Annotated in this window: 18 protein-coding genes; 2 read left to right on the forward strand and 16 right to left on the reverse strand. The window is 36.5% G+C overall.

All coding sequences use genetic code 11. The features are described 5' to 3' along the window. Positions 1 to 5: 5 nt before the first annotated feature. The 4 genes from FGQ66_RS06070 to FGQ66_RS06085 all read right to left on the reverse strand — a co-directional run bounded on the left by FGQ66_RS06070 (position 6) and on the right by FGQ66_RS06085 (position 3,735). Positions 6 to 776 carry an ABC transporter ATP-binding protein gene (locus FGQ66_RS06070; protein WP_005876041.1) on the reverse strand — a complete coding sequence of 257 codons (771 nt, stop codon included), beginning with the start codon at positions 774 to 776 and terminating at the stop codon, positions 6 to 8. A gap of 2 nt (positions 777 to 778) precedes the next feature. Further along, a complete protein-coding gene (locus tag FGQ66_RS06075; protein ID WP_005876043.1) occupies positions 779 to 1,660 on the reverse strand; it encodes an ABC transporter permease in 882 nt (293 codons plus the stop codon). After that, positions 1,657 to 2,703 carry a tryptophan ABC transporter substrate-binding protein gene (trpX, locus tag FGQ66_RS06080; RefSeq protein WP_025479863.1) on the reverse strand — a complete coding sequence of 349 codons (1,047 nt, stop codon included), beginning with the start codon at positions 2,701 to 2,703 and terminating at the stop codon, positions 1,657 to 1,659. The genes FGQ66_RS06075 and trpX overlap by 4 nt, the downstream gene beginning before the upstream one ends. Positions 2,704 to 3,084: 381 nt before the next feature. After that, positions 3,085 to 3,735: a hypothetical protein gene (locus FGQ66_RS06085; protein ID WP_375811103.1), complete on the reverse strand. Its 651-nt coding sequence runs from the start codon at positions 3,733 to 3,735 to the stop codon at positions 3,085 to 3,087. A gap of 206 nt (positions 3,736 to 3,941) precedes the next feature. Between FGQ66_RS06085 and efbA the strand changes: the two genes are divergently transcribed. Continuing rightward, a complete protein-coding gene (efbA, locus tag FGQ66_RS06090; protein WP_138302012.1) occupies positions 3,942 to 5,645 on the forward strand; it encodes a fibronectin-binding protein EfbA in 1,704 nt (567 codons plus the stop codon). 291 nt (positions 5,646 to 5,936) lie between these two features. Here the strand turns inward: efbA and FGQ66_RS06095 are convergent, their stop codons facing one another. Both FGQ66_RS06095 and FGQ66_RS06100 read right to left on the reverse strand, forming a co-directional pair. Then, a complete protein-coding gene (locus FGQ66_RS06095) occupies positions 5,937 to 6,869 on the reverse strand; it encodes a hypothetical protein (RefSeq protein WP_138302013.1) in 933 nt (310 codons plus the stop codon). Next, the gene (locus FGQ66_RS06100) at positions 6,859 to 7,509 is read right to left on the reverse strand and encodes an ATP-binding cassette domain-containing protein (protein WP_138302014.1); all 651 of its coding nucleotides are present in this window, start codon (positions 7,507 to 7,509) and stop codon (positions 6,859 to 6,861) included. Before FGQ66_RS06100 ends, FGQ66_RS06095 begins: the two co-directional genes overlap by 11 nt. A 399-nt stretch (positions 7,510 to 7,908) precedes the next feature. On the opposite strand from FGQ66_RS06100, the gene FGQ66_RS06105 reads away from it, so the two are divergent. Continuing rightward, on the forward strand, positions 7,909 to 8,499 hold the full coding sequence (locus tag FGQ66_RS06105) for a response regulator transcription factor (RefSeq protein ID WP_095443854.1): 591 nt from the start codon (positions 7,909 to 7,911) through the stop codon (positions 8,497 to 8,499). Positions 8,500 to 9,108: 609 nt separating this feature from the next. On the opposite strand, the gene FGQ66_RS06115 is transcribed toward FGQ66_RS06105, so the two are convergent. The 10 genes from FGQ66_RS06115 to FGQ66_RS06160 all read right to left on the reverse strand — a co-directional run bounded on the left by FGQ66_RS06115 (position 9,109) and on the right by FGQ66_RS06160 (position 16,880). Further along, on the reverse strand, positions 9,109 to 9,582 hold the full coding sequence (locus FGQ66_RS06115; RefSeq protein ID WP_081133542.1) for a YbaK/EbsC family protein: 474 nt from the start codon (positions 9,580 to 9,582) through the stop codon (positions 9,109 to 9,111). Positions 9,583 to 9,822: 240 nt separating this feature from the next. Continuing rightward, positions 9,823 to 10,635 carry a metal family ABC transporter substrate-binding protein EmtC gene (emtC, locus tag FGQ66_RS06120; RefSeq protein ID WP_138302015.1) on the reverse strand — a complete coding sequence of 271 codons (813 nt, stop codon included), beginning with the start codon at positions 10,633 to 10,635 and terminating at the stop codon, positions 9,823 to 9,825. Positions 10,636 to 10,646: 11 nt separating this feature from the next. Further along, the gene (gene emtB, locus FGQ66_RS06125) at positions 10,647 to 11,297 is read right to left on the reverse strand and encodes a metal ABC transporter permease EmtB (RefSeq protein WP_373134924.1); all 651 of its coding nucleotides are present in this window, start codon (positions 11,295 to 11,297) and stop codon (positions 10,647 to 10,649) included. A 14-nt stretch (positions 11,298 to 11,311) separates the two neighbouring features. Next, positions 11,312 to 12,034: a metal ABC transporter ATP-binding protein EmtA gene (gene emtA / locus FGQ66_RS06130; RefSeq protein WP_138302017.1), complete on the reverse strand. Its 723-nt coding sequence runs from the start codon at positions 12,032 to 12,034 to the stop codon at positions 11,312 to 11,314. Between the two features lie 666 nt (positions 12,035 to 12,700). Beyond that, a complete protein-coding gene (locus FGQ66_RS06135; protein ID WP_138302018.1) occupies positions 12,701 to 13,333 on the reverse strand; it encodes an HAD family hydrolase in 633 nt (210 codons plus the stop codon). Further along, positions 13,326 to 14,096: a DeoR/GlpR family DNA-binding transcription regulator gene (locus tag FGQ66_RS06140; protein WP_113845551.1), complete on the reverse strand. Its 771-nt coding sequence runs from the start codon at positions 14,094 to 14,096 to the stop codon at positions 13,326 to 13,328. Before FGQ66_RS06140 ends, FGQ66_RS06135 begins: the two co-directional genes overlap by 8 nt. Before the next feature lie 295 nt (positions 14,097 to 14,391). Then, positions 14,392 to 14,835 carry a GNAT family N-acetyltransferase gene (locus tag FGQ66_RS06145; RefSeq protein ID WP_138302019.1) on the reverse strand — a complete coding sequence of 148 codons (444 nt, stop codon included), beginning with the start codon at positions 14,833 to 14,835 and terminating at the stop codon, positions 14,392 to 14,394. 107 nt (positions 14,836 to 14,942) lie between these two features. Continuing rightward, positions 14,943 to 15,143, reverse strand: coding sequence for a hypothetical protein (locus tag FGQ66_RS06150; RefSeq protein WP_138302020.1), 201 nt, complete (start codon positions 15,141 to 15,143; stop codon positions 14,943 to 14,945). 139 nt (positions 15,144 to 15,282) lie between these two features. Then, a complete protein-coding gene (locus tag FGQ66_RS06155) occupies positions 15,283 to 16,179 on the reverse strand; it encodes a LysR family transcriptional regulator (RefSeq protein ID WP_138302021.1) in 897 nt (298 codons plus the stop codon). Beyond that, entirely contained in the window at positions 16,176 to 16,880 is a 705-nt protein-coding gene (locus FGQ66_RS06160; protein WP_138302022.1) for a carbonic anhydrase family protein, read from the reverse strand. Before FGQ66_RS06160 ends, FGQ66_RS06155 begins: the two co-directional genes overlap by 4 nt. Positions 16,881 to 16,897: the final 17 nt, after the last annotated feature.

Consider the following 16,897-nt stretch of genomic DNA (forward strand, 5'->3'; position numbering starts at 1 on the left):
AGTAATTAGTCTAATACTTCTTCAAAGAATTGTAATAAGTCGCTCATGGAAAGTTGTGCTTTTTCCTCTTTCGTCAAATCTTTAACGATACGTCCCTTTTGTAACACGATCAAGCGATTCCCGTAATTCAACGCATCTTCCATACGGTGAGTGATCATCAAACAAGTCAACTTTTGTCCCGTGATACGTTCATTTGTTAGTGTCATCAGCTGTTTCGCTGTTTTAGGATCAAGTGCAGCGGTATGTTCATCTAATAACAACAATTCAGGAGCTTCAATAGTTGCCATCAAAAGGCTCAATGCTTGACGTTGCCCGCCTGAAAGCTCTCCAGCCGGGGTATCAAGATGTTGTTCCAATCCATTTCCTACCTCTTGACATAATTTGAAGAATTGTTCTTTTTGGTTCTTTAAATTGCGCAAACGGAATTTTCGCTTTTTTCCTCTATTTTGAGCAAGCAATAAATTTTCAGCAACGGTCATTCGAGGAGCAGTCCCCATCTTTGGATCTTGAAAAACACGTGAGAGAAAAGCAGCTCGTTTTTCTTCTGGGTATTTGGTAATCAGCTGATCTTTAAAAGAAATCGTCCCTTGGCTGAGTTCCAACGTGCCTGCGATGGTATTGAAAAGTGTACTTTTTCCTGCACCGTTTCCACCAAGTACCGTGATGAAGTCTCCTTCATTGATTGTCAAATTGATATCTTCTAGTAATATTTTTTCTTCATGCATCCCATTACTAACTACTTTTTTTCCATTTTTGATCGTGATGATTGCTGTCATAACTAGACCTCCTTTTCGAATCCAGTTTTAAGATTCAAAGCTTTCTTCATTTGTGGAATCATCAAACAAATTGCTAAGATGATTGCTGAGAATAGTTTTAAGTATGTCGTGTCAAATCCAAGTTTGATAACGATCAAGATCAACAGCTGATAGATGATGCTGCCGACCACAATAGCAATCAGACGCTCTGCTAATGTCAATTCTTGGAAAATCACTTCGCCAATAATGATAGAAGCTAAACCAATCACGATCACGCCAATCCCTTTATTGACATCCGCATAACCATCATTTTGGGCAATCAATGCACCTGATAATGCAATCACGCCATTCGATAGTGTCAATCCTAAGATCTTCATGCGATCAGTCTTGATTCCCAGTGAACGTGCCATTGTTTCATTATCCCCAGTTGCAATATAACCTTGACCTAAATCTGTATTGAAAAAGAAGAGTAAAACACTGATCAAAATACCTAAAGCAATCAAGCCTAGTAAAACAGTGTCGAAATAATCTGGCAAGTGTAGTCCTTTAAATGTATCTTGTAAAATCGGATGATTCAACAATGATAGATTAGGTGTTTTCATCACAAAGAGAATGACTGAATTCAAACCTGACATCACTAGAATCCCTGCAAGGATTACTGGAATCTTTCCTTTTGTATAAAGAAGACCTGTGACCAATCCGGCAACCATACCTGCAAGTACGCCTAGAATCGTTGCTAAAATCGGTGTGACTCCATAAGTGATTGCTGTTACACAAACTGCTCCGCCTAGTGGAAATGAACCTTCTGTTGTCATATCAGGGAAATCAAGAATTCGATACGTCATGAAAATCCCCAGACCTAAAATTGCCCATAACATCCCTTGTGAAATTGCTGATACGATCATTTTTCATCCTCCTTTGTTGACGTTTCTGTTGTGTCACTCGAAACGATTTTCGCATTTTTCTTTAATTTATCTGGGATCGTTATCCCTAAGAGTTCCGCTTGTTTTTCGTTGATGATCGTATCGCCTTTATCAAAAACGTAAACAGGTGTTGATGCTGGTTTTTCTTTACCTGTTGCTAACGTTGCTGCCATTTTTCCACTTTGTACGCCTAAATCATATTGGTTGATGCCGATTGTTGCTAATCCACCTTGTTCAACCATCGTATCAACAGATGGAATAACTGGTATTTTTGATTTGTTGGCTTCCTTCACTACGGTCTGCATAGCGTTCGCAATCGTATTGTCTAACGGAACATAGATGAAGTCGACTTGTTGACTCATCACTTGGACTGTCTGAGCAATTTCATTTGTTGATGGAACAGCATATTTTACAGAAGTCAATCCTTCTTTTTTAGCCGCTGCTTCTGCTTGGCTCACTTGATATTTTGAGTTATCTTCGGAAGAGGCGTAAAGAATCCCGATTTTTTTCGCATTAGGTAAAATTTCTGATGCCAATTTGATTTGTGCTTCTACAGGGGGTTGATCCGATACACCTGTGATGTTTCCACCTGGTTTATCAAGGGATTTCACTAACCCTGCGCCCACGGGATCGGTCACAGCACCTAATACTAACGGAATCTTTGTCGTCACATTCGCTAAGGATTGCGCTGCTGGTGTCGCGATCCCAACTAATACATCAGGGTCCGCTTGAACCAGTTGTTGACTCATCGTTGCTAGTTTGCTTTGATCTGCTTGACCGTTTTGGAACTTGATTTCCAGATTTTTTCCTTCTTCAAGGCCCGACTGCTTCAATCCATCTTTGATTCCTCGATAAATCTCGTCTAATGCTGGGTGGCTCACATATTGTAATACCCCAACTACTGTTGTTTTTGTTGTTTTTTCTGCTGATTCTGTGGAAGAATCATTTATTTTTTCATAAATGAATGTTCCGACTAAATAAATCATTATAAGTGCTACTACTGTTATCAATCGCTTATTTTTCATTTTCTTTCCCCCCATGGACTCCTTAATGACTAATTATTCAAGATTGGTTTACATACGAACTTACGAAAAAAAGACAATTACCTAGACGGCAATTGTCTTTTTACATACAAAAAACCGCATAGACGTTATCTATGCGGTAGTCAAATTTCTTGTCTAGCATAGATACAAATTTTAGATTTGTACTCTAAAAAGTTGTATCTACGGTAAAAGTTCGCCATCAATACAACTTATCTACGCCAGTTACGCCAAGCTTGATTCGTTACTGCTAAAAATTGGTTTGATAAGTTCATTGTGGATCACCCTTTCCTTAATAATTGATATTAGTCTAATCGAATTTATCCTATACGTCAACTACTTTTTACAATTTTATTTTTGCTCTTCTCAATTATCATCAGTTGAGCGAGTGGTTGTATTTGTTTGATCCTCTGTTATTTTTGTCGAGGCGGACTCTGATTTCGCCATTTCATCCTCTAGTTTTTTGATATTTGCTAACGGAAGTCGGTTCAATTCTGGAATCATTTCTTGTGCTAACTTTACTTGATTGTCCTTTTTTTCTATCGTCAAGCGATTTGCTTCTTTACCGTCTTTAAAAAAGATCACCGTGGGTTTCTCCTGATTGATCTTATATTTTTGTTCCGTTTCCTTTATATCGTAAATAAGCGGATAAAAATAAATCGGCCGATTCAATTCTTCCATTTCTTTTGGATCATTAAAAATTGCCAATAACGTTTCATATTGCTTACCCTTTGGTACACAGAACATCACAGAAATTGCTTTATTTTCAGCAATCGTCTTGGAAGCGTCACTTAAAACTAAAGGTTGCAGTTTGGTAGATGTGATATCTGCATAGACTAAACTATCGATTTGTTCCTCTCTGATTTTTTCTGGAAAAACAAACATCATGATGGTAAGCATCCCAGAAAAAAACAATACCAACAGTACTCGGGTAAAATATGTTGTTGGATTCTCTGCGAAATCTGCAGCAAAATGAGTATAACTTGCCTTGATTCTTTTGCCCAATTCTTCAATCATCGCCAAGCCACTGTCACCTTCTTTTCATCTTTTCTTTTATTATAGCTAAAAACTGCCAAGATATGAAAAGAAACCTTTACTTTTTTTACTCTTCCTCCATTTTGTTTAGAGAATCTCGCTTTTTATGCCCACACTTTGCAAATTGGTCTTTCTGCTTTTTTTTCGTTATAATAGAACTACTTATGAAAAGAAATGAGGAATGAACCATGTCCTTCGATGGAGTATTTACCCATGCAATGGTCAATGAATTGCGTGAAACTCTACTGTCTGGTCGAATCTCCAAGATCCACCAGCCTTATGAAAATGAAATCATTTTAGTTATCCGCTCACGCGGTAAAAATCATCGCTTGTTATTGTCCGCGCATCCTAGTTATGCACGCGTGCAAATCACACAAATCGACTATCAAAATCCCGACAATCCGCCTAATTTTGTCATGATGCTTCGAAAATATTTAGATGGTGCAATTTTAGAAGCAATCGAACAAATCGATAATGATCGAGTGATCCATTTCCATTTTTCTAAACGAGATGAACTTGGAGACCTACAAAATATTGTGTTGATTGTTGAATTGATGGGTCGTCACAGTACGATCGTCTTGGTCAATAAAGAAACAGGTAAAATCTTAGATGCGATCAAACACATAGGAAGCTCTCACAATACCTACCGTTCATTGCTTCCTGGGGTTGAGTACGTTTCACCTCCCGAGCAAGAACAACTTGATCCTTTTAGTGCAGACAACGAAAAAATCTTTCATCGTCTCTCACAAATCGAGCTTTCACCAAAAGCGCTCCAGCAACAATTCCAAGGACTTGGTTTTGATACCGCACAGGAACTAGTCGCACGTTTAGCAGAACGACCAAATGAAAAAATGCTCGTTTGGCAAACGTTTTTTTCCGCTGTAGAGAAGGAACTAGCTCCTCATTATTATGAAGTGGAAAATAAAGATTATTTCACACCCATCGCCTACGACTATTTCGCAAAGTCAGCCACTTCTGAAGAAACATACGACACCCTCAGTACATTGCTTGATGCTTTTTATCATGACAAAGCTGAAAAAGATCGTGCAAAGCAACAAGGTGGCGAATTGATCCGAAAAATCGAGAATGAATTGAAACGAAACAAAAATAAACTTAAAAAACGAGAACAAACGCTGAAAGATTCTGAGAATGCGGAAAGTTATCGTAGAAACGGCGAGTTGTTGACAACCTTTATGACACAGGTTCCAAGAGGCGCAACAGAAGTAACGCTACCTAACTATTATGAAGAAGACCAACCGATCAAAATCAAACTTGATCCTGCACTCTCGCCTAATCAAAATGCACAAAAGTACTTCCATCGCTATCAAAAACTGAAAAATGCAGTCAAGTTGATCGGCCAGCAAATCAAAGAAGCCAAAAGCGAGATCGATTACTTAGAATCTGTCCTCTCTCAATTAGAGATTGCTGGACCAATGGATATCGAAGTAATCAAAGAAGAATTAACAGCTGAAGGTTATCTAAAAAAGAAGACACAAAAAAAACAAAAACGAAAAAAACCTTCGCAACCCGATCAATACCGTTCTTCAGATGGCACATTGATCCTGGTTGGGAAAAACAATTTACAAAATGATCAGTTAACGATGAAAACGGCGAAAAAGACGGATTATTGGCTCCATGCAAAAAATATCCCAGGTTCACACGTTATTATCAAAAGTGATCGACCCACAGATGAAACAATCACACAAGCTGCCGAATTAGCCGCATACTTCTCAAAATATCGTCACTCGGCTCAGGTACCTGTTGACCTTGTTCAAGTCAAACATATCCGTAAACCAAATGGAGCAAAACCAGGATTTGTCATTTATGAGAATCAAAAAACGATCATCGTGACACCGGAAGAAGAAAAAATCAATCAACTAGAAAAAGAGTAACGCTTATCCAAAAAATGGCTGAAACAAAAGTAACTCCGAAAGATAAACCAAAGGAGTTACGTCTGTTTCAGCCGTTTATTCGTTTTTTAAAGCGCGAAGTAGAATGTTTCTTACTGTTGATACACACTCGTTGATTTTATCATACGATTTTATCATACATAGAAGCAAACATGTTTCCAATCCATCCGTGAAGTATAGTCTGTGACACCATTTCTTCTAAAATACCCCATACACGAGAAAATAAGCTCAATCAAGTGCCTCTCTTCGACGATAGTCACTTGGAAGAAACTATTAGCCTGTACCTTTGAAACGTAAAATTTTTTCCATGGTGATGCCGTATACGAGCAGCAGAACAATCGGGAACAGCACTACCCAGATGTTCAATGATAGATCAATACCCTCATTTATATGAAAAGTAGTCGCATTCGTATTGAACACTTTCGGATACATTGTCAGAATGATATTTTTCAAGTCAAATTTCCCTAATATCGGTAAAAACAGAGTATATGTACTTAGTACAAATAGGCTCACTAACATATTTTTTGTAACTAGAGTAAGATAGAACATAATCAAAAGATAGATCAGGCTATTTCCTAAAACAAAAAGGATCTGATAGAGTGAATGATGCATAAAGGAGAGTTGATTTATGCTGTCTAACTCTATCAAGGGAATTACTTCCACTGGGAATAACCAAGGCGTCAATAGCTGTAACATAACGAAACCCATAATTGAAATAAGTAATACGCTAGTCAGAGTTATTACCATACTAGCGATTAGTTTCGACTGGTTGATTTGCCACTGCGAACAGATTGTTCGATGCACTTTGTTCGTTCCATATTTTATTTCTGCGTTTGCGATAACAACTCCGTAAATACCACTCATAAAGGGAAAAATAATAAAAAACGAAGAAGACAATAATTGGTTGATTCCGTTTTTAGGTAACATCGCTACTAAACTTGCTTGATATGCCATAAAATAGTATTTTGTAGGATTATCGATTATTTCTATATTTTTAGAACGTTCTAAACGAAAACCTCCGTCTAACAGTTGAGTAATGTTTTCACCATTTGCTATGGCATCCTCCACTGCTTGATAAAAACTGTCTAAATGGCTATTCACCAGATTTCTTTGGGATAGATACATCATTGCAGTCACAAAAATCGAAATCACTAAAAAAATCAAATAATTTTTTGACTTCCATTGATAATGCAGTTCACTCAGCAACAGACCCACCTTCTTCTACGACAGCAAATAATGTACGCACTTTGTGTTTCGGTACAACTTCGATCGTCTTATTCTTTACCCATAAATGCTCATCACAAAGCTCTAAATACAGTGATTCATGCCCGCTCATTATTATCAACGTTCCTTGTTTCATTAAATATTTTAACGTCTTGAAAAGAAGCAATCGATTCATTTGATCCAATCCATTTAGAACTTCATCTAACAAGAGAATTTTAGGATGGAGCAATCTCACAAGTAGTAAAGCCAACATCTTTCGTTCGCCTAAAGAATAGGTTCTTACACGCGATTTATACAGCAATCCTTTCGATAAGTATGAAGACTCTAATTTTTCTATCTCAAATCGTATATTTTTATTTTTTGTAAAGAAAACTAGGTTATCCAGTCCAGTCAAATTTAAAAAAAATGGCGTATCATCAAAAACACAAAATATACTAGATGATTCTTTATCGATCATCCCAGTAAATTTTTCTTGTCCTAATATACAATGGAACAAGGTCGTTTTGCCAATACCATTTTCTCCGTAAATATAGTAAGTTACGTTTTGATAAAAAGTGAACGAAACCTTTTCAAAAAGTACTTTCCTTCCAAAACTCTTTGAAAAATCACTCAGCTTCAACATTCTATTTCCCCACCTTAATACTAACTGCTACCACCAGTATTACTCCATAACGATCCATGTCATTGTAACTCAATTCTATAAGGAACTCCGCTTTATTCCACAGATTACTTTTCTTTAAGTCTATCTCACAACGAATTAAAAAAGCATCGGTACATTGTGTAAAATTCTATATTGTAAATTGCACAATATACGGATTCTCAATTAAATTTAAATACAGTAAAATGGAATGGATACATCCAAACTACACGTTTCATAAGGAACTCATTCTCTTCGTGATTTCGCCAACTAAGTAGCAAAAAATGGAACACTTTGCTATTCCTAAAATGAAAAGCATACATACAAATCAACGGCCTAAGTACTACATTTATGATTCCAATCGATGGGGAGTGATCTAGCCACATGCATATTATTTTATTTGATGATCATACACTTTTTGCCCAAGCGATGCAGTTTTCCTTATCCACTTATTTTGAACGATTTGATATTTTTTCGGAAAAAGTTGATATTTTAAAAGTTATTATTAAGAATAAACCAGATATTGTTCTGTTAGATATCCGTATGGGTAGTGTCAACGGATTAGTTGTCGGAAAAGAAATTATGGAACAAGTCCCACATACTAAACTAATTTTTCTTTCTGGTTATGATTTACAAGTCTATCGTAATGAGGCATTCAAGCTAGGTGCTAAAGCCTTTATAAATAAAACTGTTTCTCTAGATGAGTTGATCACCAAAATCAAATTTATTTCCAAAGGTCATACACTCTTGTCACCAGATCAATCGATCGCAAATAAAATCACGGATAGAGAATTAGAAGTCTTGAAACTAGCAGCTACTGGACAGACACAGCACGAAATTGCCAAAAAATTATTTATAAGTCGCCGTACTGTCAATTCCCATATCTGCTCTATCAACAATAAATTAGAGGTGAACTCAACAGTATCTGCCATCATCAAAGGGCTTGAACTGGGGCTGATACAGATCAAAAGTTAGTGTCCTCCACCTATCGATAACTACACCATAGCAAAAAATCAACCATCCAACATAGAAAAAAGATACAATCCCTTCCCTTACTGAATGGTTGTTTTTAGCCTCGTTCCCTTTTCGCATCAAAAAAGAGCAATCAAAAAGAGGTTGGGACAGAAGTGTTTAACTCCGAGAAATAAGCCGGAATTCACGAAAATTGCTTTTCAAATTTTTGTGAATTTCGGCTTATTTAAGAAGGAGTTGCTTCTGCTCCCACTGTCTATTCATTTTTAAAGAATGAGATAAAAGTGTTTCTTACTTTTGTATTTTCCCTATAGCTAATTTGGCACCTATTAAGTTCTTTTTCCCATTCAAAGCGAGCGGATCCCTCTAAACTTTTTGGGCAATGACTCATGTTGGAACACTAGATGATTCGACCCTATCCAAGCTTGGTGTATAGGACACAATATCCAATGCGTGTTATTCTTGGCATCAATGCAGGGAAGATGAATGACTCATATTTGCTAGAGGCAACTATTGCTCTTTTTTCAAATGGATCTCTTTGAACTCAAATTTACTGATTGAAGCCAAAGAACGAGAAAAAACACCGATCTCTCGTAAAATTTCAGACATTCTTTATTCTCCCACTGGTAAATAGTAGACTTCCAACCCTAAGACTTGGATGATTTTTTCTAGATCCGCCACTTCCACGACCATCGTTTGATCAGGTCTTCCAGGTGCAAAGACGATTTTTTGATGGGATAGTAATTCTTCATCAATGATTACAGGTACATGGAACGTATAGCCAAACGGAGAAACAGCACCTGGTTTTTGACCTGTCAATTCTTCCATTTTTTCTGAAGAAACAACAGAAACTCTCTTACCGATCAGCTTACTTACCTTTTTAAAATCGCTTTTTTTAGTGGTAAAGGTCAAATAGATGTAATAGTTGTCTTTCTTATCTTTCAAAAAGAGGCTTTTTGTTTCCGTTCCAGTAAATCCTTGCTCTTTTTTCACGACTAGTGCATCTTCATTCGTATAAATCGCCCGGTGGTCATATAGTTCAAAAGGAATATTTTCTTTTAAAAATTTGTCTTTTAATGAAATCACAGCACTCACTCCTAGAAAAATTGACAGTTTTTTTAACCGTATTTCTTTTTTGTAGAAAAGTCAACAATTATACCAGGTCTTTACTATCCTTTGATATAGCAAAAACTACTCTCCAAAGATGAAAGAGTAGTTCAAAAAAATCATTGATTGTTTTATTGTCCCATTATCGGGGGAGCCATCATTTTTACTGTACTTGAAGAGTTTTATGTTAGAAAGTTAACTGTACTCCTTAGCTAAAATCTAAAAAGCGGGAATATTTGAACCTTTTGAATTATTTTTGATGTAATCTGCTACTTCTTGGGTAGTCATTGCTTTTTTGAGTACCTTGATTTTTTCGCTGTCTTTTTCACCTTCACGCGTAACGAGTTGCAATGCGTAATGTTCACTTGCTTCTTCATCTTCTAATAGCACCGCGTCTTTAGTCGTTAAACCAGCGGGCTCCAAATAAGCAGGATAACAAAAGACCATAGCGATATCTTTTTCATCATAGGCTTTTACTAAATTCAATAAATCAATGCTTTCAAATGTAAGATTTTTAGGATTTTTTACAATATCAGCGACTGTCCCCTCAAATCCTACACCTTCTTTTAATGTGATTACCCCATTTTTAGCAAGGATTGCCAATGCGCGTCCCTCATTCGTTGGATCACTAGGTATCCCTACTTTCGCATTTTGAGGTAATTCATTTGCTGATTGATATGACTTAGAATAAAATCCTCCAGAGAAATAATAAATCGGTTGAACAGCTACAAGATCAGCTTTCTTCTCTTTATTGAACATCTCCATAAATGGTTCATGCTGTGCGAAGTTCGAATCTGCTTCATCATGTTGGACGGCATCATTATATGCGACATTATCACTAACTTCCATGATATTGATTGTGTAGCCTTCTTTTTCAGCTGTCTTTTTCGCAATTTCTAAAATATCTTTTGATGATTCTAACTGGACAGCTACCGTGATTTCTTTGTCTTCTTTCCCCTCTTTACCTCCACCACAAGCAGCCAAAATCACAGTTGCAAGAGCAGCCAATACAATCAGATAAACCTTTTTCATTCTTTTTCCTCCTATTTTCGTTTGTCTAGTGTTTGGGCAATGAAATTACCGAACATTTGTAAAATGAAGACCAACGCAATCATGATCACGATGGCGACATACATCATACCGTATTCATAACGCTGATAACCTACACGTACAGCGAAATCGCCAATTCCGCCACCACCAATGACTCCCATAACGGTAGAATAGGAAACCATACTGACGGTCGTGGTCGTATAAGCCAATACTAATCCACTACGTGCTTCAACTAATAAAAAATACCAAACATATTGTAATCTGGATGTTCCTAAGGAGTTAGCCAGAGCACCAATCTCTTTTGGCACATCTAATAGTACTTGCTCGACTAACCGAGCAAAAATCGCAATTGCTACGATACTCAATGGAACGGATGAAGGAACAGGGCCAAAAGCTTTCCCTAGGACAGAACGTGTAAGGGGAATCAAGGCAATCACAAACAATAAATACGGAAATGAACGGACAACTGTAACTAAAAAATTGAGTAACCAATACAGCCATGGGTGATGACCTTTCATTTTTGGGTTTGTCAGAAACAAACTCAAGCCTAATGGTAAGCCGATCAAAAGACAAATCACCATTGAAATCGACATCATGATCCCTGTTTCCTTCAAACTTGTTAGCAATGCGGGCCAATACTCCATAAAACTAGTATGTGTCAATGGTCAAGCCCCCTTTTTATCTTTTCAAAATAAGTAAGGTTTTCCTCTTCAAAGTATTCGGGATTGTTGGATAATTCGCCAATCAGTTCTCCATGTTCCATGACGAGAATCCGTTTACAGAGGCTTTTGACTGTTTCAAGTTCATGACTTACAAAGAAAATAGTCGGTTGGAACGCTTCATGTGTTTTTTGCAATAGGCGTATAACGCTTTCAGTATTTTCCTCATCCAATGAACTGGTCGCCTCATCACATAATAGGATACGAGGATCTCTACTTAGTGCTCTGGCAATCGAAACCCGTTGCTTTTCTCCTCCAGAAAGATTGGCTGGGTAAGCTTGCGCTTTGTGGTTCATATCAACAAAGTCTAATAATTGTGCAAGTTTATCCTCATTAACTTTTTTTTGTAATTTCAAAGGTAATGCTACGTTTTCGTATACGCGTAAATTATCCAATAGATTATAATTTTGAAAAATCATTCCCATCCGTTGTTTTTGCTGACGACGCTCATTTCTTGTGAAAGTTTGACTATCTATGCCATCAAATAGTATTTTTCCCGAACTCGGGTCCTCCATCAGATTCAACAAGCGAAGCAGTGTAGATTTTCCTGAGCCGCTTTTCCCAACGATTCCAATAATTTCTCCTTCTTCGACAGAAAAATCAATCGATTGCAACGCTTGGGTATTTTCATATCGCTTAGAAACATTCCTCAATTCAATCATGGCAACTCTCCAATCCAAGATTATAACACCTCTAAAATCTGTTTAATAATAATAAAAAAGTAACTACTAAATCAGCTAAAAATTTCTGATTAATCAATGAAATAATGGACAATTGCCATTTTCTAGCTATATAATCCCTTAAAACCAAAAAAAAAGCAATATTTTTACTCGCTTTATGAGAAAAATCTGTTTTTACAACTGTACTAATTTTTACTTGTCGTATTTTGCTCTTTTTTCACTATTTCATATTCTAAAATGAGATCGAGACAAAAGTCGTTTCGATTTGAGAAATTGGAGAGAAAAATCGTAGGACAAAAGTAAGAAACACTTTTGTCTCATTCTTTAAAAACGAATAAACGGTGGGAGCAGAAACAACTTCTTCTTAAATAAGCCGAAATTCACAAAAATTTGAAAAGCAATTTTCGTTAATTTCGGCTTATTTCTCGGAGTTAAACACTTCTGTCACAGCCTCTTTTTTGAAATTTCCGAAAAAACTGACTTTTGAACTTTCGTTTATTCACAAGTCTATGGCAAAAATGATTTTTAGTTTTGTCCCACACTTAAAAAAAGAGTGTGAGACACTATGATGCACTTCCCGTCTAGTGGACACAGAAATATAAAATTCCTATATAGGGGAGCATATCATTCTTCTCTCACACTCTTTTTCTATTTTTCTAACAAATCAAGTATTTCTTGAGGAGAGTCAATAACTATGTTGACATTTTGAAAATTTTCAATATTTTGGGCTCCCCATTTAGCTAAACCAAAAGTGACTCCACATGCTTTCGCACTTTGCATGTCATATAATGAATCACCAATATAAATCGTCTCTTCCTTTTTTACATTGAGCTCGTCAATTGCCTTTTGTATTGGATCTGGAAAAGGTTTATGCAAGTTAGTATCTGAAGCTGTAATTTGTATATCAAAATACTGATTTAAATCAAATCGGTCAAATTCATTCTTCATTTCTTCCTTTGTTTTAGATGTAACAAGTCCTAATTGAATCTCTTTTACGTGCAATATCTGTAATGTTTCTTCTATATGCGGAAAAACTTGAGCATTATCTGCTAATAAAAGTACGTTTTCACCCCATTTTGATAAGAGAGTCTCCTCTTCTTCCTCAGTATTTACAAACTTTTTAATCGCATCTCTTCCGGGAATACCTAAAATATAATGTAATTCTTTAATCGGGATTTCCTTATCTAATTCTTCACGCAATGTTTTTTGCAGAGAATGTGTCATAACATATTCTGTATCAATAATCGTTCCATCAACATCAAATAATATCGTTTTAATCATAGCTTTTCTCCTTTGTGTAAATGATTTTACTCTTTCCTATTCTAACGGCTAATTCTTCAGGAATTTTTTTATCGGTTACCAAGTAGTCGAGTTCTTCAAACGTGTAGATAAGATAATTATGAGATAAGTTGATTTTTGTATGGTCGCATAGCAGTACGATTTTATTACTTTTCTCTCTAATTGCCTGCTTCATTGCTATATCTTCTTCATGGGCATAATAGATTCCTTGATTATTTATACCTGCACAACTTAAGAAAGAAATATCAAACCGATACTTAGTTAATTCCCAGATTGGGTATCCACCAGTAACTGAACGGCTTTCTTTATTTAATGTTCCCCCAAGGATTGTAGTAGGGATTGAAGTAGTCTTTAAAAATTGATCAGCAATGTCAATCGAGTTCGTTACAGCTTTTTTTATGTTTCTATTCGCTAAATACTGGGGCAAAAGAGAGATTGTGGTCGACACATCTAAATATATATTTTGTTTTTCAAGTAATAATTTACTTGCTTCTCGAGCAATTTGCTTTTTTACTTGAAGTTCTTGATCTGTTCGTCCTAAATATCCATCTATTTTATTAAATGAATTTGCTAAACTGATACCTCCGTAAGTTCTAATCACAAGGTTGTTATCCGCTAGTTTTATTGTATCTCTTCTAGCCGTGTCTCTAGAAGCACCTGTAAGTTGCATAATGTCTTGTAAAGTTAACGATTGTTCTTTTTTTAGTCTTTCCATTATTATCAGCAATCTTTTTTGTTGATTCATCGATAGAACTCTCCTTACTGTAATAAGTGATTTTAAGTTCATTTTAATAATAACTTAAATAAGCTTAAATGTACAACAGTATATCATACTCATACATCACACGTTTCTGGACACTCATAATTTAATTTCTGAAATAGCCCCAATCGTTGTCGATTAAACAGCAATTATGTAGAATAGCTTTGTTACTTAAGAAGTGTAGTTAGTTAGCTGACTCAGCTAGTTTTTTAACAAAAAAAAGACAGCCTATTTTTTATAGGAAACTGTCTTTAAAACATGTAGTATTTAGTTATATAACTTAACTTATTTCCATAAACAAGATAGGATACGGATTTCCCTGTTCATCCATCTCTGACCTTTCACGAACTTGGAATCCCATATGTTCATAAAATCCTTTTGCTTGTGGATTTTGCTCATTGACAACGAGTTCTTTTATACCATATTTTGTCATTCCATATCCCAACAGCTTTCTACCTAATCCTCTACCACGCTCTTCTGGAGCAATGAACAGCATTTCCAGTTTTCCGTCATCAATTCCCATAAAAGCGACAGGCATTGCATTTTTATCAGTTTCAACAAGCAATTGTGGCACGGCCATCAAGGCAGTCGGCACAAATTTTTTTATCTCTTCTATTTCCTCACCTGATAAGAAAAGATGAGTTTCTCTTACCGATTTTTCCCATACATCAACCAATTGCTCGACAAGCAAAGGAGTTCTGTCTTTGATTTCGATTTCTTTCATAATCCCACCCTTTCTGCAAAAACGATGTAGTTTACATCACGCCATTTACTGTTATACCGCCTAAATAAGCGATTTTCACGCCTGACGGAAGCGAATAGATATTGTAGTCATGCAGATATTCTTGATTTTTTGTTCGTTTTTAGTATAAAATCAGTTATTTTCATTCTAAAAATCATGACTAATAGACAAATAGTCAGGATGACATTTTCGTATTCAGGTAATTGTTGTGCTATGACAAACCCGCCAATCAATGTACCTACAAAAATCACACTTGCGATAACACTTCTCCTAGACAGTTTTCGTTTCATCACCTCACGCCTTTCTACTACTTTTTTCGTTTCCTACTACTTTCAATCCTATCATTTACAACGCGAAAAAGACAGACAAAAAAACAATTAGAACAATAGCTTTTACAAGCGATCATTCCAATTGTTTCTAATGATGTTCTTACTGTTTGATTAGCTGTGTGAGATGGTGGATGAACCGTTGAGCGATTTTACTTAATGGTCGTTTCACGGAGTAAATGATCACCAACTCATTTTCTTGACTATCTGCTAGGGGAATCAATCGAAGGTATTCTTTCATCTCGCCGATCACGATTCCAGAACCAGAAGCATAAGCATCTGTTTCCAGAACGATATTCATCAATGTACCACGATCACTCGTATAGATCACCGTTTCTTGGTCAGGAATCTCGATCAAATCCTCATAAAAATAAGGAAAATTACTGCCATCTTGAGTAAATCTCACTTGGGGATATGGAAATAGCTCCTCTTTGGCTATCTCCTTTTTTTGGCTCAATGGATGTTCTTGACGTAAAAAGATATGTGTCTTGAAAGTCCCTAAAGCCTGTGTCACCAATTCTCCTTGTTCCAAGTATCTTTTGATCCCTGAACGATTGTGTTCATTCATATAAAGGATACCAATTTCACTATGTTGCTCTTTGACTTCTTCTATCACTTTTGCAGTAGTCGTTTCAATGATCCGAAATTGTTTGATTTCTTGTTTGAATGAAGTAATCAGCTTTGCTGTCAAAGGACCTAAAAAATCATAGTGTTGCGAAGCAATAGAAAAGCTGTCTCGCTTTTCATTCGCAAGATAATACCCTTCTAACGATTCCAGTTGCACTAAGATTCGTTCTGCTCGTTTTAAAAACTCTTGGCCTTCTTCGGTTAAAAAGGCCCCTCGATTGGTTCGGGTAAAAAGAGTGATCCCAAGCTCTGTTTCAAGTTCCTTGATACCTGCCGACAAACTAGGTTGTGCAACATATAGTTTTTTAGCCGCTTCTCTAAAACTTCCATTGTTTGCCACAGCGACCACATATTTCAATTGTTGAAAATTCACTGATTTGCCTCCGTGTAATAGTTGATTTCTCGGTTTTTCAGCGGTTGGATCGGTCGATTATTTGGTTGTGCATATTGCCCTTTAAAAGGAATCAAAAAGTCCTTATTCAATTTTTGGATCTGGTCCATTACAAACCACTGTATAGGACCGCTAGTCGGCGGTGTGGTTAACGACCCGACATAATGATAATGGCTCTTTTGCTCTGGGAATAAGACGATTGGGTTCGTCCAATGTTCGTGTTTCTCCACGTCCCAAGAATCACCATTCTCGCGATCATATAACCAACCTTCTCCAGTTGCTAAATGATACATGACTCCTACGACCAAATTTTCTTTTTTGGCATTCATGTGCACAAAGTGGAACTCAATATCTTCCTGTTTTCCATTGATCAAATGCTCAGAAGGCATATGGAAGTGGATATCAGTCAAATAAAATTTTTGATCTTTAAATTCAACGTAACTAAGTTGATCGTAAGGAACTAAATGAATCGTATTTTTGAATTCTTTGTCCGTGAATCGTTGCCTTTCATAGTGGAAAGATAATGTTTCACTTGACTCGCCTGTTTCCTCACATGTAGTTAATTGAATAGGTGACTGCAAAGAAAAAGCTGCTCCTTTGGCAAACCAATCACATAACTCAGCCCAGTGTTCAGGTCCTCTATCTCCCGAGTAGCCCCATTCAACATCCATATTTTTCTTCAAATCCATACCTCCAGAGC

Source organism: Enterococcus sp. BSD2780061688st2 D3, from assembly GCF_005844145.1.
Taxonomy (GTDB): Bacteria; Bacillota; Bacilli; order Lactobacillales; family Enterococcaceae; genus Enterococcus_B; species Enterococcus_B durans.